The following is a 20,088-nucleotide window of genomic DNA, read 5'->3' on the forward strand; positions in this document are numbered from 1 at the left end:
ATGCAGCGCTTCAAGCTCGCGCGGGTCCGCTGGCAGGTTGGCCAGACGCTCCTTCCCGAGCACTTTCGCGCCCAGGATGAAGCCCTTTCGTCGGAGGCGCGGCTGCATGCCGAGTTGTCCGGACTGCCTCAAACGGGCATCGCCTCGCTCGCCTGGAGCGAGGCGATGCTCGCCGAGGGCAGCCTGTCCATCGCCACCATGACCGCCGTCCTGCCGGGAGGCTTCCTGGTGGATGTGCCCGGTAACGCCGCGCTGCCGTCCTTCTCGCTGGAGGCCACCGGGCGCGCGGAAGTCACCGTCTTCCTGCACCTGCTGGAGGACACCCGCGGCGCCGAGGGCGTGCCGCTCTACGCCGATGAGCCGCCCACCGTGCAGCGCGTGCTGCGCCGGTTGATGCTCTCGAGCGAGCAGTCCGCGGAGCGCGCGCTCTCCACGCTGGAGCTGGCGACCTTCTTCAAGGACGTCCAGGGCGCCTGGCACGCCTCGCCCCGCCGGGTGCCGCCCCTGTTGCTCGTGGGGCCCAATCCCTTCCTGGAGGAGTTGCTCGGCGAGCTGGACTCGCTGCTCGAGAAGGTGCACGGCCAGTTGCGCACGCTGCTGCTCGACAGCTACCAGCGCGGCGAGCGGCTCGCCAGTGCCCGGCGGACCTTGCTGGAGGTGCGCCGCCTGCAGTCGCTTCGCTCCGACATGCGGGGCGGCATCTGTCCGCATCCCCACGCGTTCTTCGATCTGCTGCGCCGCCTCTACTTCGAGACGTGCTGCTATCTGGAGCAGGAGCCCGGCGAGACGCTCCCGGCCTATCTGCACGAGGACCTGGGCCAGGGGTTGTGGGGCTGGATGGATCTGCTCAACCGCGTCTTCCGGCCCGAGGACACGCGGCTCACCTACAAGCCCTTCGAGCAGCGCGACGGGCAGTTCGTGCTCTCGCCCCTGCCCGAGCTGGAGGAGGGCGCCTCGAGCGAGCTGTACCTGCTGGTGCGGGGCGCGGATCCCAACAAGCCCCCGTCCATGGAGGGCGTGAAGGTGGCGAGCCCCGCGCGGCTGCCCACGGTGCGCCGACTGGCCCTCCGGGGCATCGCGTTCCAGCACGTGCCGCACACGTCCTTCCCGCACGCCTTCGGTCCGGAAATCTCCTGGTACAAGCTGGCGATGGGCGAGGAGTGGCAGTTCGCCCAGCGCGACAACGGCATGGCCTTCTACGTCACCCCCGCGCTCCAGGGCATGCAGGTCTTCCTCTTCTGGCGCAGGGCTTGAGATGGCGCGTCCCTCGTTCCTCGACAAATTCATCCCGCCCGCCCATGGCTCGGACGCCGAGGGGGAGCTGGTGCGCGTGCGGCAGAACCTGGAGTCCGTGCTCAACACCAAGGAGGGGTACGGCTACTTCGTCGAGGGCTTCGGGCTGGGTCGCTACACCGAGCGCTTCGGCACCCGGGAGTTGATGCAGACCCTGACGGACGAGCTGCTGCATGTGGTGCGCCACCAGGAGCCGCGCCTGCAGGAGCCGGAGCTGGAGCTGCGCGGCCGGGACTCCGGGTTGTGGTTGCACTTCGTCCTGACTGGCATGCTCCACGGCGCTCCGTGTACCCTGCGTCTTCTGTTTCACACCGTGAGTGGACAGGTCCGGGTGGACGAAGAGGACGAGGAGCGTTGATGGAGCGCGTCTTCCAGGATCGACTGGCGGTCAGCCTGACCCTGCGCATGGGCGGCAAGACCCATGACATCGACGCGGGCCACCTCAAGCGCTTCACCCTGGAGCTGTCCAGCTGGGGGTTCGAGGGCGAGGTCGAGTTCGTGTTGACGGACAACCAGGCCAAGGGGGGCCAGGACAAGGACGTCCTGTTGCCGGACTTCCTCAAGCCCGACCTGGTCGAGGTGTCGCTCTCGCTGTCCGCCGTGCTCCCGGAGACCTCGGCCAAGCCCACCCACACCGCACTGGAGCTCAAGGGGCTCGCCACCGACAAGACGCTCGTGGAGGAGAGTGTCGCCACGGACGCCTCGGAGGTGGTGCTCCATCGGCGCTATGGGCTGCGCTTCCAGGACGCGGCGCGGCTGCTGTGGCGCCAGCACCACCCCTGCGCGCTCTACACGTCGAAGACCGTCCGGGACATCCTCGAGGAGCACAAGGGCGAGAAGATCGCGCTCGCCTACGATTGGGACGCGGGCCTCGGCGCCACGCACCCCATGCTCTTCGTGGGGCTGGAGCCCGGCAGTGGCATCAGCTTCTATGACTGGGTGCTCTGGTACGTGCACGAGCACACGGGCGTGTTCACCTACGACTACGCCGCCCACGGCTACAAGTTCGCGGGCGCCAAGGAGGCCTCGGGCACGCCGATGGCGCTGCACGCGGACAACCTGGCCGGGCTGGAGGTGTTGCTGCCCGAGATCATCCGCCACGACGTGACGGTGCTCAACGCCACGGCCGAGAGTCCCCAGACCCAGGTGGTGAGCCAGAAGAACGCCGTGACCGGCATCCGTCAGGACGTGCTGCTGTGCACGCCCATCGCGGACGAGATGCAGGCCCAGGTGAACCTGGAGACGGCGCGGCTCAAGGCGCGCGAGCCGGAGCTGGAGCTGGTGTGGCGCTCCTTTCCGGAGAAGGCCTTCACGCCCGGCGCGCTCGTCAAGCTGCCGGCGAGCGCGGCCTGGGGCGCCGCGGGCGTGGCCCAGGACGCCGTGCTGCGCGTGCGCGGCCTGCACCTGTGGGGCGAGGTGACGGAGGAGCAGGGGAGCGAGGAGGTGTACGGCGATGACGCCGCCCTGTTCACCTTCGGCATGTCGACCCGGCTGGAAGCCAAGGAGAATGCCCACGTGGAGCTGCCCGCCTGGCAGCCCCCGCGCTACCCCCGCTACGTGGAGGGCTTCATCGTCAGCGAGCAGGGCGACACCAAGGACGAGACGTGGCAGGCGTACACGGACTCGGCCACGTCGCTGGACGGGTACAAGGTCAAGATTCCCCTCTTCGCCAACCAGATCATCCCCACGCCCTTCAACCCCAACCTGCTGCCGGGCCACTTCTACTTCCCCGCCTACAAGGGTGAGCGGGTGTTGGTGGGGCTGGGGTTCCAGAAAGCGTGGATCAAGCGCTTCCTGGACTGGCGCGCGGGCGCGCGCATGCCCCAGGATGGGCAGGGCGTGCAGCTCTTGGTGGGCAAGACCCCGGAGAATGGCACCGCGCTCAAGCACTTCTACGCGGACGACAAGCCCGTGTTCCTCATGCAGCGCACCCACGACAAGGACACCCAGAAGATCCAGCTCAACGAAGGCACGCTGCTCATCCAGGTGAAGGAAGAGCCGTCGTAACAGGACAGCGGAGCCGCGGGCTCCCCACCCACGAGGCGAGGAACCATGGGCAAGCTCGTCTGCACCGTCGAACTGGACAAGGAGAAAGGCGTCACCGTAAAGGTGGAGAACGCCGATGATCAGATCACCCAGACGGTGGTGATGGACGGCACGAGCATCACCATCACGGTGAAGGGCTCCTCGGAGACGAGCACCTACGTCCAGAAGCAAGACAGCGTCACCATCACCTGCAAGGACTTCACCGTGGACGCCACCGGGACGCTCACCCTCAAGTCGCAGAAGGAGTCGAGCTGGACGAGCCAGGACACGCTGTCCTTGGAGAGCACCAAGGACATGGCCTTCACCTCCAAGGCCAAGCTCACCCAGAGCGCGACCCAGGACGCCAAGCTCACCTCCAACGCCAACGTGGCCGTGGAGGCCGCGTCCAAGCTGGACATGAAGGCCATGCAGACGAGCCTCACGGCCTCCGCGGGCGACAACAAGCTGGAGGGCGTCAACCTGAAGATGGCGGGCACGGCCCAGGCGGAGCTGTCCGCGCCCATGACCAAGGTGGCCGCGCAGGGCAAACTCGGGCTCGAGTCCTCGGGCCTCGCGGAACTCAAGGGCTCGATGACCACCGTGGGTGGTTCGCTCGTGAAACTGGGGTGAGTGGGCGGTGAGCGACGCATCCGAACGCATCTACCTGGACTACTTGAACGAGCTGGACGCGCTCGAGCGCTTCCGGCAGCGCTTCCTGGAATCCCATCCCACCGTGCCCCTGGACCGGGAGGATCCGCATGTGCGGCGCCTCATCGAGTCCATGGCGTTCTTCTCGGTGCAGACCCGCCTGGCCACGCAGCACAACCTGCGCTCCACCTGGCTGCGGCTCTTCTCCTCCTTCTTCGACTTCCTGCTCAAGCCCCTGCCCGCGGTGGGCCTCGTGCAGGCCCTGCCCGCGGAGAAGATGACGGAGACGCTGGAGCTGGCGCGGGGCACCGAGCTGCGGCTGACGCCCTCGCATGGGGCGCCGGGCACGTTCCGCACCCGGCGCGCGCTGCGCGTGCTGCCCATCGCGCAGCAGGGCGCCGAGGTCGTCCGCCTGGCCGATGGCCGCTGGCGGCTCATCCTCCGCTACGCGTCCGCCTTTCCCCGGCGGGATCCCGTGGGCGTGTTCAGCCTGCACGTGCGCCACCTGGACGAGTACCGACCCTCGCTCGCCGTCTTCCACGCGCTGCGCCAGCACCTCAAACAGGCGAGCGTGGTGTACGACGCCCCGGCCAATGACGGCACGCAGGGCCTGCCGTGTGAGTTCGCCTTCGGCGGCAGCCCCCCGGAGCAGGAGGACTCGGCCCGCTACGAGCACCCCGTGCAAGCGGTGCGCTCCTTCTTCCAGATGCCCGAGCAGGGCCTCTTCCTGCACGTGACGGTGCCCTCGGCGCGCAAGGAGTGGAGCCGCTTCAGCCTGTGCCTGGACCTGGACCGCGCCTGGTCGGTCGGCCGCTCGGCGCATCCGGACTTCCTCCACCCCTTCGTGGTGCCCGTGGAGAACCTCAAGGCCGAGCCTGCCCAACCCATCAGCGCGGATGGCACCCGCTCGGAATACGCCATCCGGGGGATGTCCGCCGGCCGGGATTCCCAGCTGCACTCCATTACCGGGGTGTTCGTGCTGGGTCGCTCGGGGCGCATGCCCATGCGTCCGGCCTTCCTACCGGGCGAGGGGCCAAGCTACGAAGTGGATGAGGGTCTCGACGAGGAAATGCGCCCGCGTCACAGTCTGCTCGTGCGCATGCCCGAAGCCTTCTCCGAGCCCAGCAAATTGTTGGTGGATGCCCTGTGGTACCAGCCCCAGTTCGTCTCCAACGCCGTGGGCCGGGTGACGGTGTCCACGCCGGGCCGACACGTGGAGGGGTTGGGGTGGCAGCTCGTGGGTCGGCTCCAGCCGCACCGGGACAGTGGCCTGCGCCATGACGTGGCGGGCCTCACGCGGCTGCTGGCCTGGAAGGTCAAGTCCACGCTCGAGCGCGATGAGCTGGCCGCGCTGCTCAACTACCTGGGCACGCCCGTCGAGGAGCCCTTCCGCCGCGTCCTGCCCTGGCTGCGCGAGCTCAAGGCCACGGTGGCGCCGGATGGGGCGCTGCGCGGCGCGGGCCTGCTGCACGTCTACGAGATCCTCCTGGAGCCCTTCGACGCCAGCGCCGAGCCCCTGGTGGCGTGTTTCCTGGAGCAGGTGCAGCGCCTGTTGAGTGCCTGGAATGGCGAGGCCACGGTGGTGCTGCGCGCCTCCGTGGCCGGGGCGGGTGCCTTTCCCCTGGCGGTCTCCTCATGAAACTCGAGCATTGGCAGAACATCCTCCGGACCTACCGGCAGGTGCGCGCCCTGTTGGATCAATCGCTGCCGCCCGAGCCCGCCTCGGCGCAGGAGCGCATCCAGGTCCGGGTGGGCGCGCAGGGCCTGGCGCTGTTGCAGCAGCAGCTGCTCTTCGACGTGGACGCCCTGCGCGCGGCGCTGGGGGCGGCCTACGGGGAGCAGGAGCTGGAGGAGGCGCTGCGGCCCTTCGTCTACCTCATCGACGAGAAGGTGCGGCGCCGGCTCGCGGACGAGGAGCAGATGGAGTGGCCCATGCTCCAGTTCAAGCTGTTCGGCACCGACGCGGGCGGCGATCGCTTCTACGAGCTGGCCGACGAGAAGCTGCAGCAGCGCACCGCCTCGGCGCTCGTCTTCGAGATGCTGCACTTCTGCCTCACCGCGGGCTTCGAGGGCCGCTACGAGGGCAACACCGCCCGGCTGCGCGAGTACAAGACGCGGCTGGCGGCGCGCATCCCCAAGCCCGAGGCCATGCCGGCGCCGCCGCCCGTCGAGGCCCAGGCCCCGCTCGTCCATGCCTTTCCCTGGCGCTACTACGCGGCGTCCTCGCTGTTGGTGGTGACGCTCCCCGTCATCCTGTGGTGGTTGTCGCGATGAAGGACAAAGTGCAGACGACACGGGAGGCCCCCGGGGCCCGGGCCCAGCTGGCCCGCCTGGAGCAGCTCATCCACACCGAGCTCGGGCGCTTGAGCGCGGGCGTGGTGCCCTTGCTGGACGAGGTGCGCGCGGGCGTGGGCGCGATCGAGCCGGAGGCGGGTGGCACCCGGCTGGCTCCCGCCGAGCACGAGGCGCGCCACGCGAAGCTGCTCGAGTCGCTGGAGGGTCTGGAAGAAGTGCTGGAGGCGCTCCAGCTGGCCGCGCGTTCGGGCCGCCCCGCCGCGGGCACGAGCCGGGGGGAGGGCTGAACCGTGGTATCGCCCCAAGACATCATCGTTTCCCAGGTGCTGGGCGCCGAGCCCACGCAGGCCCTGAGCTCGGGCGTCAAGGCGCTCAACACCGAGGTCACCGCCGTCAAGAGCAGCTTCACGGTGCTCCAGAAAATCTGGGCGCTCGTGGGGCCGGTGCTCCCGTGGGTGTTGCTCGCGCTCGTCGTGGGCCTCGCCGTCTTCTTCACCTGGAAGTTCTTCAAGCGTCGGCGCGGCGGCGGTCGGCCCGCGGCGGCCACCGAGAGCGGCCCGCCGCCCATGGACGGCCACCGTCTGGCCCAGGTGCGCAGCGCGTTCCTGTCCGGACTGCCGCTCGTCAACCGCGCCGCCGTGGTGGATCTGCCCACCGTGGTGGTGTTCGGTCCGGCGGGCAGCGGCAAGACGCAGCTCATCGGCCTGGACGTGGACTGGCAGCGCCAGGCCCGCCAGTACCTGCCCAGCTACACGTCGGATCCCCTGCTGCAGGTCTACCTGGGGCCGGACTGCGTGGTGCAGGAGGTGTCGGCGCCCCTGCTCGAGGACGAGACGCTGCCGGCCCGCGCGGCCCTGCGCCGCATGTGGAAGCGCTGCTTCAGCCACCGGCAGAAGGGCATGGCCGTCATCGCCCTGGACGTGCGCTGGCTGTCCGATACGCCTCCCGACGAGCAGCGGCGCTACGCGCAGCTCCTGCGCGGCAAGCTCAACCTCATGTCCGAGGCCTGCGGCGGTCCCGTGGAGACGCGCCTGTGCCTGACGCACATGGACGGGCTGGAGGGCTTCGAGGACTTCGCGCGGCTGCTCAAGACGCACGGCGTGTCGCTCGCCTTCGACATCCCCAAGCGGGGTGAGGAGGACAGCCTGTCCTCGCTGCTGCAGGGCCAGGAGCAGTACCTCGCCCTGGGCCTCACCTCGCTGCCCGTGGATGCCTTCGAGCGGCTCGAGCACTTCTACTCGCAGGGGGGCCGCTCGTTCTCGGGCCTGGGCCGCTTCGTCACCGCGCTGCTCGAGGGAGACACGCTCTCGTTCAAGCCGCGGCTCACGCGCGTCTACCTGTCCTCGCTCACGCCCGAGGCGCGCGCCAGCGGCACCCTGTCCGTGGTGGCCGAGGCCAATGCCAACGAGGCGCTGCGCCGGCTCTACCTGAGCACCCACCTGCGGCGCGCCGCGGCGATCGCCGCCGTGTTCTGTCTGCCCGTGGTGGCCGCCTACGTGCACTTCTACCTGCTCCTGGGCGAGGCCCAGGACGAGGTGCAACGGCTCGAGGACACCGTCTCCCAGCTGCGTGAGCAGGGCATCGAGGGCCGGGGCGAGGTGGTGGAGGAGCTGGTGAACCACGCCGCGGACGCGCTGCTGCACCTCAAGGGCGCCGAGCGCTGGTGGCCCCCGCTGCGCACCAGCTTCCCCCAGGAGACCCTGGCCCTGCGCCAGCGCCTGGCCACGGGCATCCGGGAGAGCCACCTGCGGCCCGCGCTCGAGCGCTGCCGCAAGAACCCCGAGGACTGCCGCCCCGAGCAGGTCGTCTACCTGCTGTCCACCCTGCATGCCTCCAACAAGGACGGGCTCGGCACCTTCGTCAACTCCAGCCTCCACGTCCAGTCCTCGCGTCGGCACGTGATCGCCGCGCCGTCCGAGACGGCGGGGAGCACCACCGCGGCCAGCCGCACGTGGATCTCCGCGCTCGACCTGAGCGAGCCGCTCATCGCCACGTACGTGCTCGCCAGTGACTCGCCCTGGGAGCGCAACCCGCCGTGTCGCAAGGACGCGACCGTGCAGCTGTCCGGCAACGAGGAGCCCTGGTCGTGCTGGCCCTTCACCGAGCGGCTGACGTTCGAGAGCCAGCTCAAGCCGTGGATGGAGCACTTCCTCTTCCTGCGCCAGGCCCTGGAGGCCAAGGACATCGCCCGCCTAGACCTGCGCCGCGCCGAGCGCGAGCGGCTGCAGGCGCAGCTGGCCGACCTGGACGTCTACGCCTCGCTGTCCACCGTGCTCAACCTGTTCGACACGTCGAAGGTCCAGGTCAACACGCGGCACTTCCACGGCATCGAGACCACGGTGGACGTGCTCGCGTGGCTGCAGCGCAACCGCGAGACGCTCGCGGGCATCCTGCGCATGGAAGAGGAGGCCTACGCGGGCCTGCTCGCGGTGGAGAAGATGGGCCCCTCCGAGCTGCTCACGCGCGATGGGCTCTGGCTGCCCGGCAGCAACAAGGGCCCCTACCGCGTGGAGCTCCTGCAGCAGTCCTTCGAGTTCCGGCCGCCCCAGCTGTCGCGGGACCTGCTCCAGGCCCTGCTCGACACCCAGGATGCCAACGGGCGGCTCACGTTGAATGGCCAGGCCCCCATCCGTCCCGGACAGATGGTGCTCAGCCGCACGCCCTTCGAGACCGACCTGCGGCCCCTGGTGGACGAGTTCACCCAGCGGCTCAAGGACGCGCAGCTGCCCACGGAGGAGTCCGCCAAGCGCTCCCAGTACATCCGCAAGCGCGTGGACGTGTTCTCCCAGGGCTACCGCGATGGCCTCTTCTACAGCGTGCGCCACTACCGCTTCAGCGCCCCGCGCAAGCTGCTGCTCGATGAGCTGGGCCGGCTGTCCCAGCCGTCCTCCGAGCAGGTGGACATGCTGCGCGACGTGGCCGCGCGCGCCAACCTGGAGACGCTGGAGGGCCCCTACTACGAGCCCCTGCGCAACGCCGTGGCCCCCTTCCGGCCCGTCGTTCAGCTGATGGTGGCCGACAAGAGCGGCTTCTACACGGCGCTCGCGCCCTATCAGGCCCTGGTGGCGCAGATGCGCGACGAGCTGGATGCCGGCTCCGCGCCTGGCGCCGTCAAGCCGGGCGCCGCGCCCGCCGCCAAGTCCGATGCCGAGGCCCCCGCGCCCGGCGCGGAAGGCACCAACGCCCAGCTCGCGGACCTGCTCTCGCCGCTGGAGAAGGTCGCCCTCGCCATGATGTTGGAGGAGGAGGGCTCCTACCTGCGCAAGGCCCAGGCCTGGCTGGATCAGCAGGGCATCACGGGCGACCTGCGCCAGCCCTTCCTCGAGCCCTTCATCGCCGTGCAGAAGCTGGGCAAGGAGGAGCTGGAGAACACGCTCGCGCGCCAGTGGTCGGAGGCCTCCGGGCGCATGCTGCGGCCCCTGCTCACGCGCTACCCCTTCAACGCCAGCGCCAAGGAGGACGTGGATCCGAGCGAGCTGGAAGTGCTGCGGCGCAAGGACGGCGCCTTCTGGCACTTCGTGGACCAGGTCTTCTCCCGGGTGTGCATGGAGCGGGGCACCCAGTGGGCCCTGCGCGGCACCCTGCGCGACAAGCTGCAGCTGCCCGAGCCGCTGCTGCCCACCCTCAGTCAGCTCTCGCGCCTGTCCAAGCTGCTCTGGGACGAGGAGGGCCGGCCCCGGCCGCTGATGCTCAAGGTGCAGCCCCAGCCGCTGCCGCCTCCACCCATGCCGGGCGTCTTCGTCACCATGTCCTCGCTCAAGTGCGGCAAGACGACCGCCTACGGCTTCAACCAGAGCCCCACCTGGCAGGACTTCCCGCTCAGCTGGTGGGATCAGCAGGTGTCCTCCATCGTGCTGGAGTTGCGCTCGCCCGCGCGCGATGATCCCAAGTTCCTGTCGTTGCCCTGGAACCGCTCCGTGTGGAGCTGCTTCCGTTTGTTCGAGGAGGCCCTGGTGACGTCGGATCAACGGCGGCAATGGAGCCTGGTGTTGCAAGGAAACAACGTGAGCAAGCGGGGCGTGGAGATTGGCTTCGGACTCAAGGGCGACCCGTGGATGCCCTTCCGCGAGGTGCCGCGATGAGCCTCCGCGTGGGGCTCGTCGCCCTGGCGGCGCTCGTGCTGGGCGCCTGTGGGCCGAGTCGGATCAACCTGAGCATCAAGTCGCCCGTGGGCACCAACATGGGCCGGCCCCTGTACATGCTCGTGCGCCAGGTGGACCCCAAGCAGTACGCCAACGAGGCGTACTCCGAGGTGGCCTCGCGGGTGGGCTCCCCGGACGAGACCGTGCTGCAGACGTCCGTCATCTACCCGGGCACCATCCAGCGCTTCCAGGTGAAGGCGCCCAAGGATGGCTCGGTGGCGGTGTCCTTCCTCTTCACCGCGCCGGACGGCAACTGGCAGCTGCTGCTCAGCCCGCCCCTGTCGCGCTCGGTGGACGTGGAGCTGGCCACGAGCCGCATCCTGCGCGAGTCGATCTCCCAGGAGGACGCCAAGGAAGAGGCGCCCGCCGCGCCCGAGGGCAAGGCCCCCGAGGCCAAGGCGCCCGAGGGCATGAAGATGCCCGAGCTGCCCAACCCCCTGGGCGGCAAGAAGTAGCTCAGCCCCCCAGCGCCCGCACCTGGGCATGGAGGGCGTCCATCACCGCGCCCACCTGGGTGCGGGCCTGCTCCACCACCGGCGAGAAGGGATCGAAGTCCCGCAGGGACGCCTCCAGGGCGTCCACGGGCGCGAGCAGCTGGTTCTTCGCCGCGTCCACCTGACCCGTCATCGCGTCGATGCGCTGGGACGCCGTGTCCACCACGCCCCCGGCGCGCTCCACGAAGGTGGCGAGCAGCTGCTCGATGCGCCGGGCCAGCTCGGCCTCGAGCCGGACGCGGGCCTCGCGCGCCTGCGCCAGCGCCTGATCCACCGCGGTGCTGGCCGCGTCCAGGCCCGTCTTCACCTGCTCGCGCGCCGTGGCCACCTGTTGATCGATCGTCTGGCCCACGGTCTCCACCTGTTGCATCGCGGCCTTCACGCCCGTGTCCAGGTTCTCTTGGAGCGTGGTGAGCTGCTCGGACACGTGCTGCTTGAGCGTGTCCACGCGCGCGACCACCTGCGCCTCCAGCTTCTCCACCTGCTGGGTGACCTGATCGCGCGCGGTGGCGATCTGCCGCGTCACCTGCGCCACCAACTGCTCCAGCTGCCCGAGCGCTTGATCGATCCCGCTCTGCACGGACTGGGTGAGCGTCTGGATCTGCTGCACGAGCTGCTGCTTGAGCGCGTCCACCTGGGCGAGCGCCTGGGACTGGAGCTGCTCCACCTGGGTGATGAGCTGGTCCTGCAGCGCCGTCATCTGCTGGCTCACCTGCTGGGTGAGGGTGCCGAGCTGGGTGGAGATCTGCTTCACCACGTTGTCGATGGCCGCCATGGCGGGCTTGACCAGGGCCTTGGGCAGGTCCGACGCGGGGATGGCGTCCAGCATCTGCACGGCCTTGGACAGCAGGGACTCCAGGGTGCCCACCAGGTTCTTGAAGAGCGTCTGGAGCTGCTCGAGCTTCTCGGGCAGGGCGGAGAAGACGGCCATGAGCTGCTTCTCCAGCTGGGCCACCGTGTCCATGAGGCTGTCGAGCACGGCGAAGGTGGCGTCGATCGTCTGGCGGATGGGGGACTTGATGGACTCGACGGTGAGCAGCGCCGTCTTCATCAGGGCCTCCACGGCGCCCACGCCCTGGGTGATGACCGAGTCGATCTGCTCGCCCACCTGGGTGATGAGCTTCTCCACGGCCTCGATCTGCCCGAGCAGCGCGCGCACGGGCGTGCCCAGGGCCTGCTCCAGCGTGTCCAGGGCCTGATTGAGGCTCTTGCCGCCCGTCTCCAGGGTGGTGCCCACGGTGGTCTCCAGGGTCGCCAGCGTCTGGTCCACCGTCTGCGTGGCCCCCTCCAGCTGCGTCTTCACCGGGACGAGCGTCGCGCGCAGCTGGGCGATGCGCTCGCGCACCTCGGCCTTGGACGTTTCTCCGGTGGATTGGATCTCGTCATGGAGGCCTTGCAGGGTGTTCGCGGGCACGGCGAGGGTGGTGTCCAGCACCCCGAGCAGCCGCTGGGTCTCCGCCTGCACGGTCTCGCGCGCCTTGGCCGTCTTGCCGAACACCTGATCCGTCGCGGCGGTGATCGTCTGGCTGGCGCCGCGAATCCGCTGCGCGACCTGGGTGCCCCCCGCGTCGAGCAGCTCGCGCAGCTGCTTCTCCCGCGCGGCGATCTGCTCCTCGAGCGCGCGCAGCTGCGCGTCCGCCTGGGCGCGGGCCTTCTGGAGCTGCTCGCGCGCGAGCGTCTCCGGCAGGCGCACCTTGCGCGTCTCCTCGTCCATCCGGGCGCGCACCTTGCGCAGCTCCTCCAGGGCCTGCTCCGCGTGGGCCTGGAGCGCCGCGTCCTGGGGGTTCTGCTTCGCCTTGGCCTTGACCCGGGCGTGCTCCTCCTCGTAGCGCTTCTCCAGCTCGAGCAGGGGCGCCTGGACCTTCTTCACCTCCTGCTCCACCCGGGTGGTGACCTGCGCCAGCTCCGCCTCGAGCTTCTTCTGGGCGGCGTCGAGCAGGGCCTCGAGGCCCTGCTTGCGCTGGTCGAGCGCGGCCTTGCCCTCGTCCAGCAGGGCCTCGCAGCGCGACTTCACCTCCTGGGTGAGGCCGTCGAGCTGCTGGGAGAAGGCCTGCTGCTTGCCCTTGACCTGCTGCTCGAGCGCCACGCAGCGCGTGGACACGGCGGGCTCCAGGGAGGCCACCGTGGCGCGCACCTTGCCCGCGGGGGCCTGCAGCTTCGCGCGAAGGGCGAGCACGTCCCCGGCCGTCTTGTCGAACTGGCTCCACAGGGCCTTCATTCAGGGCTCCAGCTCCGCGAACTCGGCATCCAGCGCGTCGATCTTCCCGGCGAGCCGCTGGCCCAGGCCCGTCACCTCGGGGCGCAAGGCGCCCAGGGCCGCCACGAGCTTGCCCGACAGGCCGTCCACGCCCGTGCGCAGGGCCGTCACCTGGGCCGTCATGCCGGTGTGGAAGGACTCCAGTTCTCCGCGCAGCTCCGCTACCTTGCCGCTCAATTGCCGCATGGGTGTGCTCCGTCCGCCCGGGGGCTACCGCAGTTTCTCCAGTGAGGCCTTGGCCGACGCCGCCGCCGCCGCGAGCTCACCCGTGCCCTGGTCGAGCCGCGCCGCCGCGCCGTTGAGGGTGCCCTTGGCCTCGGCCACCTTCGCGCCCACTTCCTTGCGCGCGCCACTCAAGGCCGTCTTGGCCTCCGCCTGGGCGCTCTTCATCTTCGCCCGCGTGGCGCCCATGGCCCCCTGGTAGGCCGTGGACGTCATCCCGATGGACTCGCCCACGGACGCCGTGAGGTCTCCCTTGGCGGCCTGCACCTGGGGCGAGACGTCATAGGTGGGCGTGGGCGCCGCCGAGGCCTCGCTCTCCTTCACCTGGATGAAGAGGTGGCCCTCGCCCATGCGCACCACCTGGGTGTCGCCCCCGGAGGTGCGCAGCATGCGCCAGACGGGCTTGTCGTCCTGGAAGTCGTGGGTGAGCGCCGTCTGGCTCTTCTTGTTCTGCCCGAGGAGGATCTGATCCCCCTGGCCGTCCTGCGGGGGCCGCACGCCTTCCTTCCAGTCCAGGAAGCGCAAGAGCTCGGCGCGCTCGTGGTGCAGCGCCACCAGGACCCGGGTGTTCTTGTAGGGCGGGAAGAAGAACTGCCCCGGGAAGTGGATGGGCTCGGCGAGCACGCTCACCGTCTTGTTCCACAGCGGCACCGTCATCCGGAAGGAGTGGATGGAGGTCTTCTCGTCCTCGGAGATGAGGTAGCGCCGGTCCTCGGGTTCGCCGCCCGGGCTGTGCACCAGGCCCTCGACGTGGATGGGGTAGCGGGGCGCGCGAAAGGCGGGCAGGGCGACGGCGGGCTCCGCCGCGGATTCCAGCTCCAGGGCCACGCGCGTCTGGAAGGTGGCGCTGGGGTTGGCCTGGCCCGCGTGCTGGCCCTCGTCGTCCGCGCGCGCCTCCAGCTCCACTGTCTGCACGCGCAGGTCCTCGTCCCGGCCCGTGAGGCCCGCGGCCCAGAGCGGGCCGGTGAGCTGCAGGCGCGCGCCCGGAAACACGTTCACGGGCGGGAAGTCCTTGAAGGCGAGCTGGTAGCGGGGCTGCCGCACCTGGAGCCGCGTCTTCTCCTGCTTCTGCCGCGCCTCGGCCCGCGTGGCGAGCGGCTCGCGCAGGAGCACGTCATGGGAGACGCCCGCGACGGCCTGGGGCTGCTCGAGCGCCTGGGTGGTGGGCGCGGCCGCCAGGGCGTTGAGCACCCGGGTGCCGTGCCGGATGGGCGCGGGCACGTGCACCCGCAGGGACTGGACGGACAGGGGGCTCAGGTTCGCGGGCTGCCCCTCGGCGGGCTTGCTGTCCGTGAGCAGGTACTGGTTCTTCTGGGAGTCGTAGGTGAAGACGCCCTGGTGGGTGTGCACGTACCAGAGCACGAAGTCGTAGAAGCTCACCCCCGGCGCGTCCGCGCCCAGCGCGAGGCAGAAGAGCGGCTGCTTGATCTTGAGCGTGGCCCAGTCGAGCGACAGCTGGAGCGAGGCCTTGTGCGCCTCGAGGATCTCCGCCATCGACATGTCGGTGTGCAGCTCGGTGGGCCGGTGCTGGCGCCAGAGCACCTGGGCGGGGTCGGCGAACTCCACCGTGTAGCGGCGGAAGACGCGGGCCTCGCCCTTCAAGGCCCCGTGGGTCTCCGCCTGGAGCCGACGGCCGCGCACGAGCCCCCGCAGGACGAGGGGCGCGGGGGGCGGCTCCGCCTGGGGCCGGGCCTCGGACACGGCCAGCCGCACCTCGATGAGGTCCGGCTTCTGGAAGGCGAGGAAGAGGGGCGCGTCCTTCTTCTCCATCGTGGTCCAGAAGGTGAGCGACGCGCTGAAACCATGGGGGGCCATGCGCGCGGACACGTGCTTCACCTGTCCGCCCGGGATGGTGAAGGACTGGCCACCGGACGTGAGGGACAACTCCCATCGGAGTTCCTCTTGGAATGGCGTACTCACCGGGTGCACCCCCTGTCTCGCGCCAGCGCCTCGCCGCGCATCATCGCACTTCAGCCGCGCAGCGGGACGGTGAATTCGAGCCGCAGGAGCGTCCCGGCGAGCTCCGGCCGCAGCGCGGCGCGCAGGTGCAGGCCCCGCCCGCCGCCACCCGTGGGCACCACCTGTCCCCCCAGCTCACAGCCCGCGCCGGGAGTGCCCCCGGGCAGGAACGCCGCCGCGGCCCGGGCGCAGACGGTGGAGACCTCGTCCGGGGTGGCCTGGGCCGGCAGGCGCTCGGACACCTCCAGGGCGAGCCGCACGAGGCGGCCGGTGAGCACCTGGGCCGGCAGGAGCGTCACGTCCCGGCCCGCGTGCAGGGTGGGCGCCGCCAGGAGGCCCACCTGATCCGAGTCCGGCCAGCCGCTCACCCCCAGCAGGCCCCGGGCACGCAGCCGCTCCTGCTCCCGCAGGGACAAGGCCACCTCCGTCCCCGTGGGGGCGCCCGTGCCCCGCGTGCCCTTGGCGGGCGCGCGCAGGCCCCGACCCGGCCCCACCATGTGCGCGAGGCTGCGCGTGTCGCGGAAGCTCGCCGCCAGCATCGCCGCCACCGCGAACACCGGACTGGCCAGACAGGTGCTCCGCACGGTGCCTCGCCGCTCCGCCCGCATCACCACCGGGTTGACGGCGGCACACACCCAGCGGGAGGCCTCCTCGGCCCGGAGCGCGCTCCAGCCGCCCGGATCGTCCGCGTCCAGGGGCAGCCCCACCACCAGGGGCACCGAGGCGCTCTCGCCCAGGGCCGCCAGGCGCGCGAGGGACTCGGGACGCGCATCCGCCTCCAGCAGGAAGCAGGCGTCGGGCAGGAGCAGGGGCGGCCCGTCCAGGCTCGCGGCGAGGGCCTCCTCCAGCCGGGAGGGCGCCACGTCGAGCACCTCCAGATCCATGCCCGTGCCGGGAGGACAGTGGCTCGCCAGCCAGTGCAGGCCCCGCCAGGCGGACTCCAGCCGCGCCACGAGCGGGTGGTGGAGCAGATCCTCCGCGGTGGCGTGGATCGCCTCGTCGATCACGGCGAGCGCGGCGCGCCGGGCCTCGGCCGCGGACCCGCGGACCTGCCGCAGCGCCTCGGCCAGCCGCCCCGTGCCCACGGTGGCCTGGAGCCGGGCGGCCTCCTCGGGGGCCAGGGGCCGCGTGCCCGAGAGCGCCTCGCGCAGCGCGCCCAGGGCCCTCAGGTCCGGCTGGGACGCGAGGATCGCCTCGAGCGAGAAGTCCTCCAGGCGCTGGAAGGACAGGGGGTAGGGGCTCGCGTCCCCCGCGCCGAGGCGGTCGGCCACGGTGACGGACACATCCCGCGCGGCGAGCGCGAGCCGCTCGCCGAGGCCGTCCGCGGAGACGGTGAAGCGCTGGCCCGTGGGCTCGGGGTGGAACGCTCCCACGACGAGCCAGCGCAGCCGGTGGGCGGTGCTCACGCGGCGCGACGGTGGGGGATCACACCGCGCAAGAGTTCATTCGCCTGCCGCAGCATCTGCTCGGTGGTGTCCCAGTCCACGCACGCGTCCGTCACCGAGCAGCCGTAGCGCAGCTGGGAGAGATCCGCGGGGATGGGCTGGTTGCCCGCCTCGAGGAAGCTCTCCACCATCAGGCCCACCACCGAGCGGTTGCCCTCGCGCACCTGGTGCATCACGTCGCGCATCACCAGGGGCTGCAGCTCGGGCTTCTTGTAGGAGTTGGCGTGCGAGCAGTCGACGACGACGTTGGGCGGCAGCTTCGCCTTGGCGAGCGTCTGCTCGGCCAGGGTGATGGACACCGTGTCGTAGTTGGGCCGGCCGCCACCGCCGCGCAGCACCAGGTGGCCGTGCGCGTTGCCGCGCGTGCGGATGATGGAGGAGACGCCGTTCTCGTTGAGCCCGAGGAAGCTGTGGGGGTGCGAGGCGGAGAGGATGCCGTTGACCGCCGCGTCCAGCGAGCCGTCCGTGCCATTCTTGAAGCCCACGGGCGTGGACAGCCCCGAGGCCATCTCCCGGTGGGTCTGCGACTCGGCGGTGCGCGCGCCGATGGCCGTCCAGGAGATGAGGTCGCCGTAGTACTGCGGCGCGATGGGATCCAGCGCCTCGGTGGCCGCGGGCAGGCCCAGCTCCGCCACGTCCCGCAGGAAGCGACGGCCGCGCTCCATGCCCTCCTCGATGTGGAAGGAGTCATCCATGCGCGGATCGTTGATGAAGCCCTTCCACCCCGTGGAGGTGCGCGGCTTCTCGAAGTACACCCGCATCACGAGGCACAGCGTGTCGCGCACCTCGTCGGCGAGCGCGCGCAGCCGGCGCGCGTAGTCCAGCCCCGCCTGCGGATCGTGGATGGAGCACGGCCCCACGATGACGAACAGCCGCGGGTCCTTGCGCTCCAGGATGTTCATCAACGCGCGCCGCCCGGCGAGCACGGACTCGGCGGCGCGGTCGGTCATCGGCACGCGCTCCTTGATTTCCGCCGGGGTGGACATGCGGTCGATGCCGACGACATTCAGGTTTTCGGTGCGAGAGGTCATGGCGCTCGGATGCGGTGAGGCATTCACTGTAGCAGGCGGATGTGACGCGCAGGACACCCGCGCGCACCGCCCGTGTCAGTACACGTTGTACTTGCGGCGCAGGGCCTCGTGCTCCTCGGCGTTGCGCGAGGGGTGCAGGCGCCGCTGGGCATCGTGCAGGTAGTACCAGAACTCGTTGGCCTGGGGCTGGAGCGCGGCCTCGAGCGACGCCACCGTGGGCGAGCCGATGGGGCCGGGGGGCAGGCCCTTGCGGTGGCGCGTGTTCCAGGGGTCCGTGGTGTCGCGCAGGCGCTTGAGGAAGGCCTTGCGATCATTCCACTCCTCCAGCTCGTAGCGGGACGTGGCGTCCACGCCCAGGGGAAACCCCTTGTCGATCCGCTTCCAGAGGATGCCGGACACCACGGGGCGCTGCTCGGGCACGGGCTCCTCGCGCTCGAGCATGGAAGCCATCACCACCACGTCGTGCAGCGTGCGCCCCGTCTTGGCCAGCGCGTCCTTGCGCGGCACGTAGAAGCGCTCGGCGAAGGTGTTCAGCTGCCGCTGGATGAGCTCCTCCACCTTGAACTCGCCCGGGATGACGCCGTAGGTCTCCGGGTAGAGGTAGCCCTCCAGGGTGCCCCGGGTGGGCAGCGGGAAGGGCGCCGTGAAGCGCTCGGGGTGGCTGGCGGCGGCCAGGTAGGCGCCCGGCTTGATGAGCTTCGCGGCGGCGAGGGCCTCGTCCGTGTCGCGCAGGCGCCAGCCCTCGATGACCACGAACGGCACGTCCTCCGGCAGGGGCGGGGCCTCGAGCGCGGCGGAGACCTCCTCCATGGTCATGGAGGGGCTGACCAGGTGCCGGCCCGCCTTGGGCGACAGTCCGCCGCGCCGGTACAGGTGCCAGCGCCACAGCCGCGCGTCGCGGATGAGCCCGCCCGAGACGAGTTGGGGCCCGAGGCCCCGGCCCGTGGTGCCCTTGGCCACGGCGAACTCCACGGCGGGAGCCCCCGGCGGGGCGACGGCCTGACGCACCCCTTGCTCCGCCCAGATGTACACACCACCCAATGCCAGGACCCCGAGCAGCAGCAGTCCACACAGCGCCAACACGAAACGCTTCATGTCCGCGCAAGTTAGCACCGGCCCGCGCTCCCATGGCGGGCAAGCGGACGGGGGAGGGCGTTCAGGGCTGGCTCAGGCCCCGGCGCGTCACCAGGTACACCGCGAAGCTGCCCAGCCAGTGCCCTCCTTCATAGTGGGCGCCCGTCACCGACCGGAGCCCCGCCTCCCGGTGGCGCCGGGCCGCCGCCTCCAGCGTCCCCCGGCGCTTGTCCTGGGCGGGCAAGGCCGAGGCGATGCCCTCCAGCATCCAGGCCCGGCTCAGGTTGAGCCCATCCAGGTGCGCGAGCTTGGGATCTCCGGGGTCGGTGACCACGGCGGGCTCCAGCCAGGCGTCCGCCTTCGGGGCGGACTTCGAGCCGACGGCCTGGGTGGGGAGGTCCGGCAGGAAGTCCTTGAGCCAGGTGGCGAAGCGCGCCGGGGGGAGCACGCGCCGCATGAGGTCCGCCTCGGCCAGGCAGGGGGAGAGGAAGTCGTGGCCCGAGGGCTCGTAGGCCAGGGGCGCCCGCCGGTCCTTCTCGTAGAAGTCCCGCGCCCGGGTCTCCACCAGGCCGCGCATGCCGTCGTCGCCCGCCCGGCGCGCCCAATCCAACACCAGGCCGAAGGCGAAGGCCGTCTGGTCGTGCTCCCCCACGCGGATGGGGCGCGAGAGCTTGGGCAGCCACTCGCGCAGGCGCTGGGCGGAGAGCGTCTCCAGGGGGGCGAGCGTGGTGACCCAGCCGCGCGCCTGGGGGTCGTCCCACTCGCGCAGCTCCGCGGCGAGCTGCAGGAGCCACGCGAGGCCATAGGGGCGCTCGAAGGACACACGGCCCGGGGCGCCGAGGTAGCGCGTCTCGGCGGCGATGTTCTCGGGCGTCAGGCTCCGGGCCAGGGCCTCGCGGGCCTGGGCGGCGAAGGGCGCCTCCGGGTAGACGCGCGCCAGCCGCGCCAGCAGCCAGTGGCCATGCACGGAGGAGTGCCAGTCGTAGCAGCCGTAGAAGGCGGGCGTGAGCTCCCGGGGCGGCCGGGCATCCGCGTCCCCGGCCATGACGTGGGCGATCTTGTTCGGGTACTCGCGGTGGACGCACTCGAGCGCGAGCCGCGCGAAGCGCTCCGCGGCCTCCGCGCTGAAGTCCGGAGGAGGGGCGGTCTGGGCGGTGAGGGTGCTCAAGACGAGGGCCAGCAAGGAGGTGGATGCCATCGCCC

At 70.8% G+C, this 20,088-nt stretch carries 16 protein-coding genes; 9 read left to right on the forward strand and 7 right to left on the reverse strand.

The genetic code is table 11. The features are described 5' to 3' along the window. The 9 genes from tssK to I3V78_RS21680 are packed head-to-tail and all read left to right on the forward strand — an operon-like array spanning position 1 to position 10,858. Entirely contained in the window at positions 1 to 1,254 is a 1,254-nt protein-coding gene (gene tssK, locus I3V78_RS21640) for a type VI secretion system baseplate subunit TssK (RefSeq protein ID WP_204490354.1), read from the forward strand. Position 1,255: 1 nt separating this feature from the next. Beyond that, positions 1,256 to 1,651 carry a GPW/gp25 family protein gene (locus I3V78_RS21645; protein ID WP_204490355.1) on the forward strand — a complete coding sequence of 132 codons (396 nt, stop codon included), beginning with the start codon at positions 1,256 to 1,258 and terminating at the stop codon, positions 1,649 to 1,651. After that, positions 1,651 to 3,300: a hypothetical protein gene (locus I3V78_RS21650; protein WP_204490356.1), complete on the forward strand. Its 1,650-nt coding sequence runs from the start codon at positions 1,651 to 1,653 to the stop codon at positions 3,298 to 3,300. Before I3V78_RS21645 ends, I3V78_RS21650 begins: the two co-directional genes overlap by 1 nt. A gap of 45 nt (positions 3,301 to 3,345) precedes the next feature. Further along, the gene (locus tag I3V78_RS21655; RefSeq protein WP_204490357.1) at positions 3,346 to 3,948 is read left to right on the forward strand and encodes a hypothetical protein; all 603 of its coding nucleotides are present in this window, start codon (positions 3,346 to 3,348) and stop codon (positions 3,946 to 3,948) included. Positions 3,949 to 3,955: 7 nt separating this feature from the next. After that, a complete protein-coding gene (locus I3V78_RS21660; protein WP_204490358.1) occupies positions 3,956 to 5,605 on the forward strand; it encodes a type VI secretion system baseplate subunit TssF in 1,650 nt (549 codons plus the stop codon). Then, the gene (locus tag I3V78_RS21665) at positions 5,602 to 6,240 is read left to right on the forward strand and encodes a DotU family type IV/VI secretion system protein (RefSeq protein ID WP_204490359.1); all 639 of its coding nucleotides are present in this window, start codon (positions 5,602 to 5,604) and stop codon (positions 6,238 to 6,240) included. Before I3V78_RS21660 ends, I3V78_RS21665 begins: the two co-directional genes overlap by 4 nt. Continuing rightward, positions 6,237 to 6,548: a hypothetical protein gene (locus I3V78_RS21670; RefSeq protein WP_204490360.1), complete on the forward strand. Its 312-nt coding sequence runs from the start codon at positions 6,237 to 6,239 to the stop codon at positions 6,546 to 6,548. Before I3V78_RS21665 ends, I3V78_RS21670 begins: the two co-directional genes overlap by 4 nt. A 3-nt stretch (positions 6,549 to 6,551) precedes the next feature. Beyond that, positions 6,552 to 10,343 carry a type VI secretion IcmF C-terminal domain-containing protein gene (locus tag I3V78_RS21675; RefSeq protein WP_204490361.1) on the forward strand — a complete coding sequence of 1,264 codons (3,792 nt, stop codon included), beginning with the start codon at positions 6,552 to 6,554 and terminating at the stop codon, positions 10,341 to 10,343. Further along, a complete protein-coding gene (locus tag I3V78_RS21680; RefSeq protein ID WP_204490362.1) occupies positions 10,340 to 10,858 on the forward strand; it encodes a hypothetical protein in 519 nt (172 codons plus the stop codon). Before I3V78_RS21675 ends, I3V78_RS21680 begins: the two co-directional genes overlap by 4 nt. Before the next feature lies 1 nt (position 10,859). On the opposite strand, the gene I3V78_RS21685 is transcribed toward I3V78_RS21680, so the two are convergent. From I3V78_RS21685 to I3V78_RS21715, 7 genes are all read right to left on the reverse strand, one after another. Next, positions 10,860 to 13,115: a coiled-coil domain-containing protein gene (locus tag I3V78_RS21685; RefSeq protein ID WP_204490363.1), complete on the reverse strand. Its 2,256-nt coding sequence runs from the start codon at positions 13,113 to 13,115 to the stop codon at positions 10,860 to 10,862. Next, on the reverse strand, positions 13,116 to 13,340 hold the full coding sequence (locus I3V78_RS21690) for a hypothetical protein (protein ID WP_204490364.1): 225 nt from the start codon (positions 13,338 to 13,340) through the stop codon (positions 13,116 to 13,118). Between the two features lie 24 nt (positions 13,341 to 13,364). Beyond that, positions 13,365 to 15,260: a hypothetical protein gene (locus tag I3V78_RS21695; RefSeq protein ID WP_239576514.1), complete on the reverse strand. Its 1,896-nt coding sequence runs from the start codon at positions 15,258 to 15,260 to the stop codon at positions 13,365 to 13,367. Positions 15,261 to 15,346: 86 nt separating this feature from the next. Beyond that, positions 15,347 to 16,741, reverse strand: a complete 1,395-nt coding sequence (locus tag I3V78_RS21700; RefSeq protein WP_338023698.1) for a type VI secretion system contractile sheath domain-containing protein — start codon at positions 16,739 to 16,741, stop codon at positions 15,347 to 15,349. Continuing rightward, the gene (locus I3V78_RS21705; RefSeq protein WP_204490366.1) at positions 16,738 to 17,811 is read right to left on the reverse strand and encodes a 3-deoxy-7-phosphoheptulonate synthase; all 1,074 of its coding nucleotides are present in this window, start codon (positions 17,809 to 17,811) and stop codon (positions 16,738 to 16,740) included. Before I3V78_RS21705 ends, I3V78_RS21700 begins: the two co-directional genes overlap by 4 nt. Positions 17,812 to 17,886: 75 nt before the next feature. After that, positions 17,887 to 18,906, reverse strand: a complete 1,020-nt coding sequence (gene mltG / locus I3V78_RS21710) for an endolytic transglycosylase MltG (RefSeq protein ID WP_204490367.1) — start codon at positions 18,904 to 18,906, stop codon at positions 17,887 to 17,889. Positions 18,907 to 18,967: 61 nt separating this feature from the next. After that, entirely contained in the window at positions 18,968 to 20,083 is a 1,116-nt protein-coding gene (locus I3V78_RS21715) for a DUF2891 domain-containing protein (RefSeq protein ID WP_204490368.1), read from the reverse strand. Positions 20,084 to 20,088: the final 5 nt, after the last annotated feature.

Origin of the sequence: Archangium primigenium (genome assembly GCF_016904885.1) — a bacterium.
Classification (GTDB): Bacteria; Myxococcota; Myxococcia; order Myxococcales; family Myxococcaceae; genus Cystobacter; species Cystobacter primigenius.

What these genes read in the sequence shown, in the direction of transcription:
- I3V78_RS21670 (WP_204490360.1), top strand. Translation starts at nt 6,237, where the DNA reads ATGAAGGACAAAGTGCAGACGACACGGGAGGCCCCCGGGGCCCGGGCC.
- I3V78_RS21715 (WP_204490368.1), bottom strand. Translation starts at nt 20,083, where the DNA reads ATGGCATCCACCTCCTTGCTGGCCCTCGTCTTGAGCACCCTCACCGCC.
- I3V78_RS21690 (WP_204490364.1), bottom strand. Translation starts at nt 13,340, where the DNA reads ATGCGGCAATTGAGCGGCAAGGTAGCGGAGCTGCGCGGAGAACTGGAG.
- I3V78_RS21705 (WP_204490366.1), bottom strand. Translation starts at nt 17,811, where the DNA reads ATGACCTCTCGCACCGAAAACCTGAATGTCGTCGGCATCGACCGCATG.
- mltG (WP_204490367.1), bottom strand. Translation starts at nt 18,906, where the DNA reads ATGAAGCGTTTCGTGTTGGCGCTGTGTGGACTGCTGCTGCTCGGGGTC.
- I3V78_RS21650 (WP_204490356.1), top strand. Translation starts at nt 1,651, where the DNA reads ATGGAGCGCGTCTTCCAGGATCGACTGGCGGTCAGCCTGACCCTGCGC.
- tssK (WP_204490354.1), top strand. Translation starts at nt 1, where the DNA reads ATGCAGCGCTTCAAGCTCGCGCGGGTCCGCTGGCAGGTTGGCCAGACG.
- I3V78_RS21645 (WP_204490355.1), top strand. Translation starts at nt 1,256, where the DNA reads ATGGCGCGTCCCTCGTTCCTCGACAAATTCATCCCGCCCGCCCATGGC.
- I3V78_RS21665 (WP_204490359.1), top strand. Translation starts at nt 5,602, where the DNA reads ATGAAACTCGAGCATTGGCAGAACATCCTCCGGACCTACCGGCAGGTG.
- I3V78_RS21685 (WP_204490363.1), bottom strand. Translation starts at nt 13,115, where the DNA reads ATGAAGGCCCTGTGGAGCCAGTTCGACAAGACGGCCGGGGACGTGCTC.
- I3V78_RS21680 (WP_204490362.1), top strand. Translation starts at nt 10,340, where the DNA reads ATGAGCCTCCGCGTGGGGCTCGTCGCCCTGGCGGCGCTCGTGCTGGGC.
- I3V78_RS21655 (WP_204490357.1), top strand. Translation starts at nt 3,346, where the DNA reads ATGGGCAAGCTCGTCTGCACCGTCGAACTGGACAAGGAGAAAGGCGTC.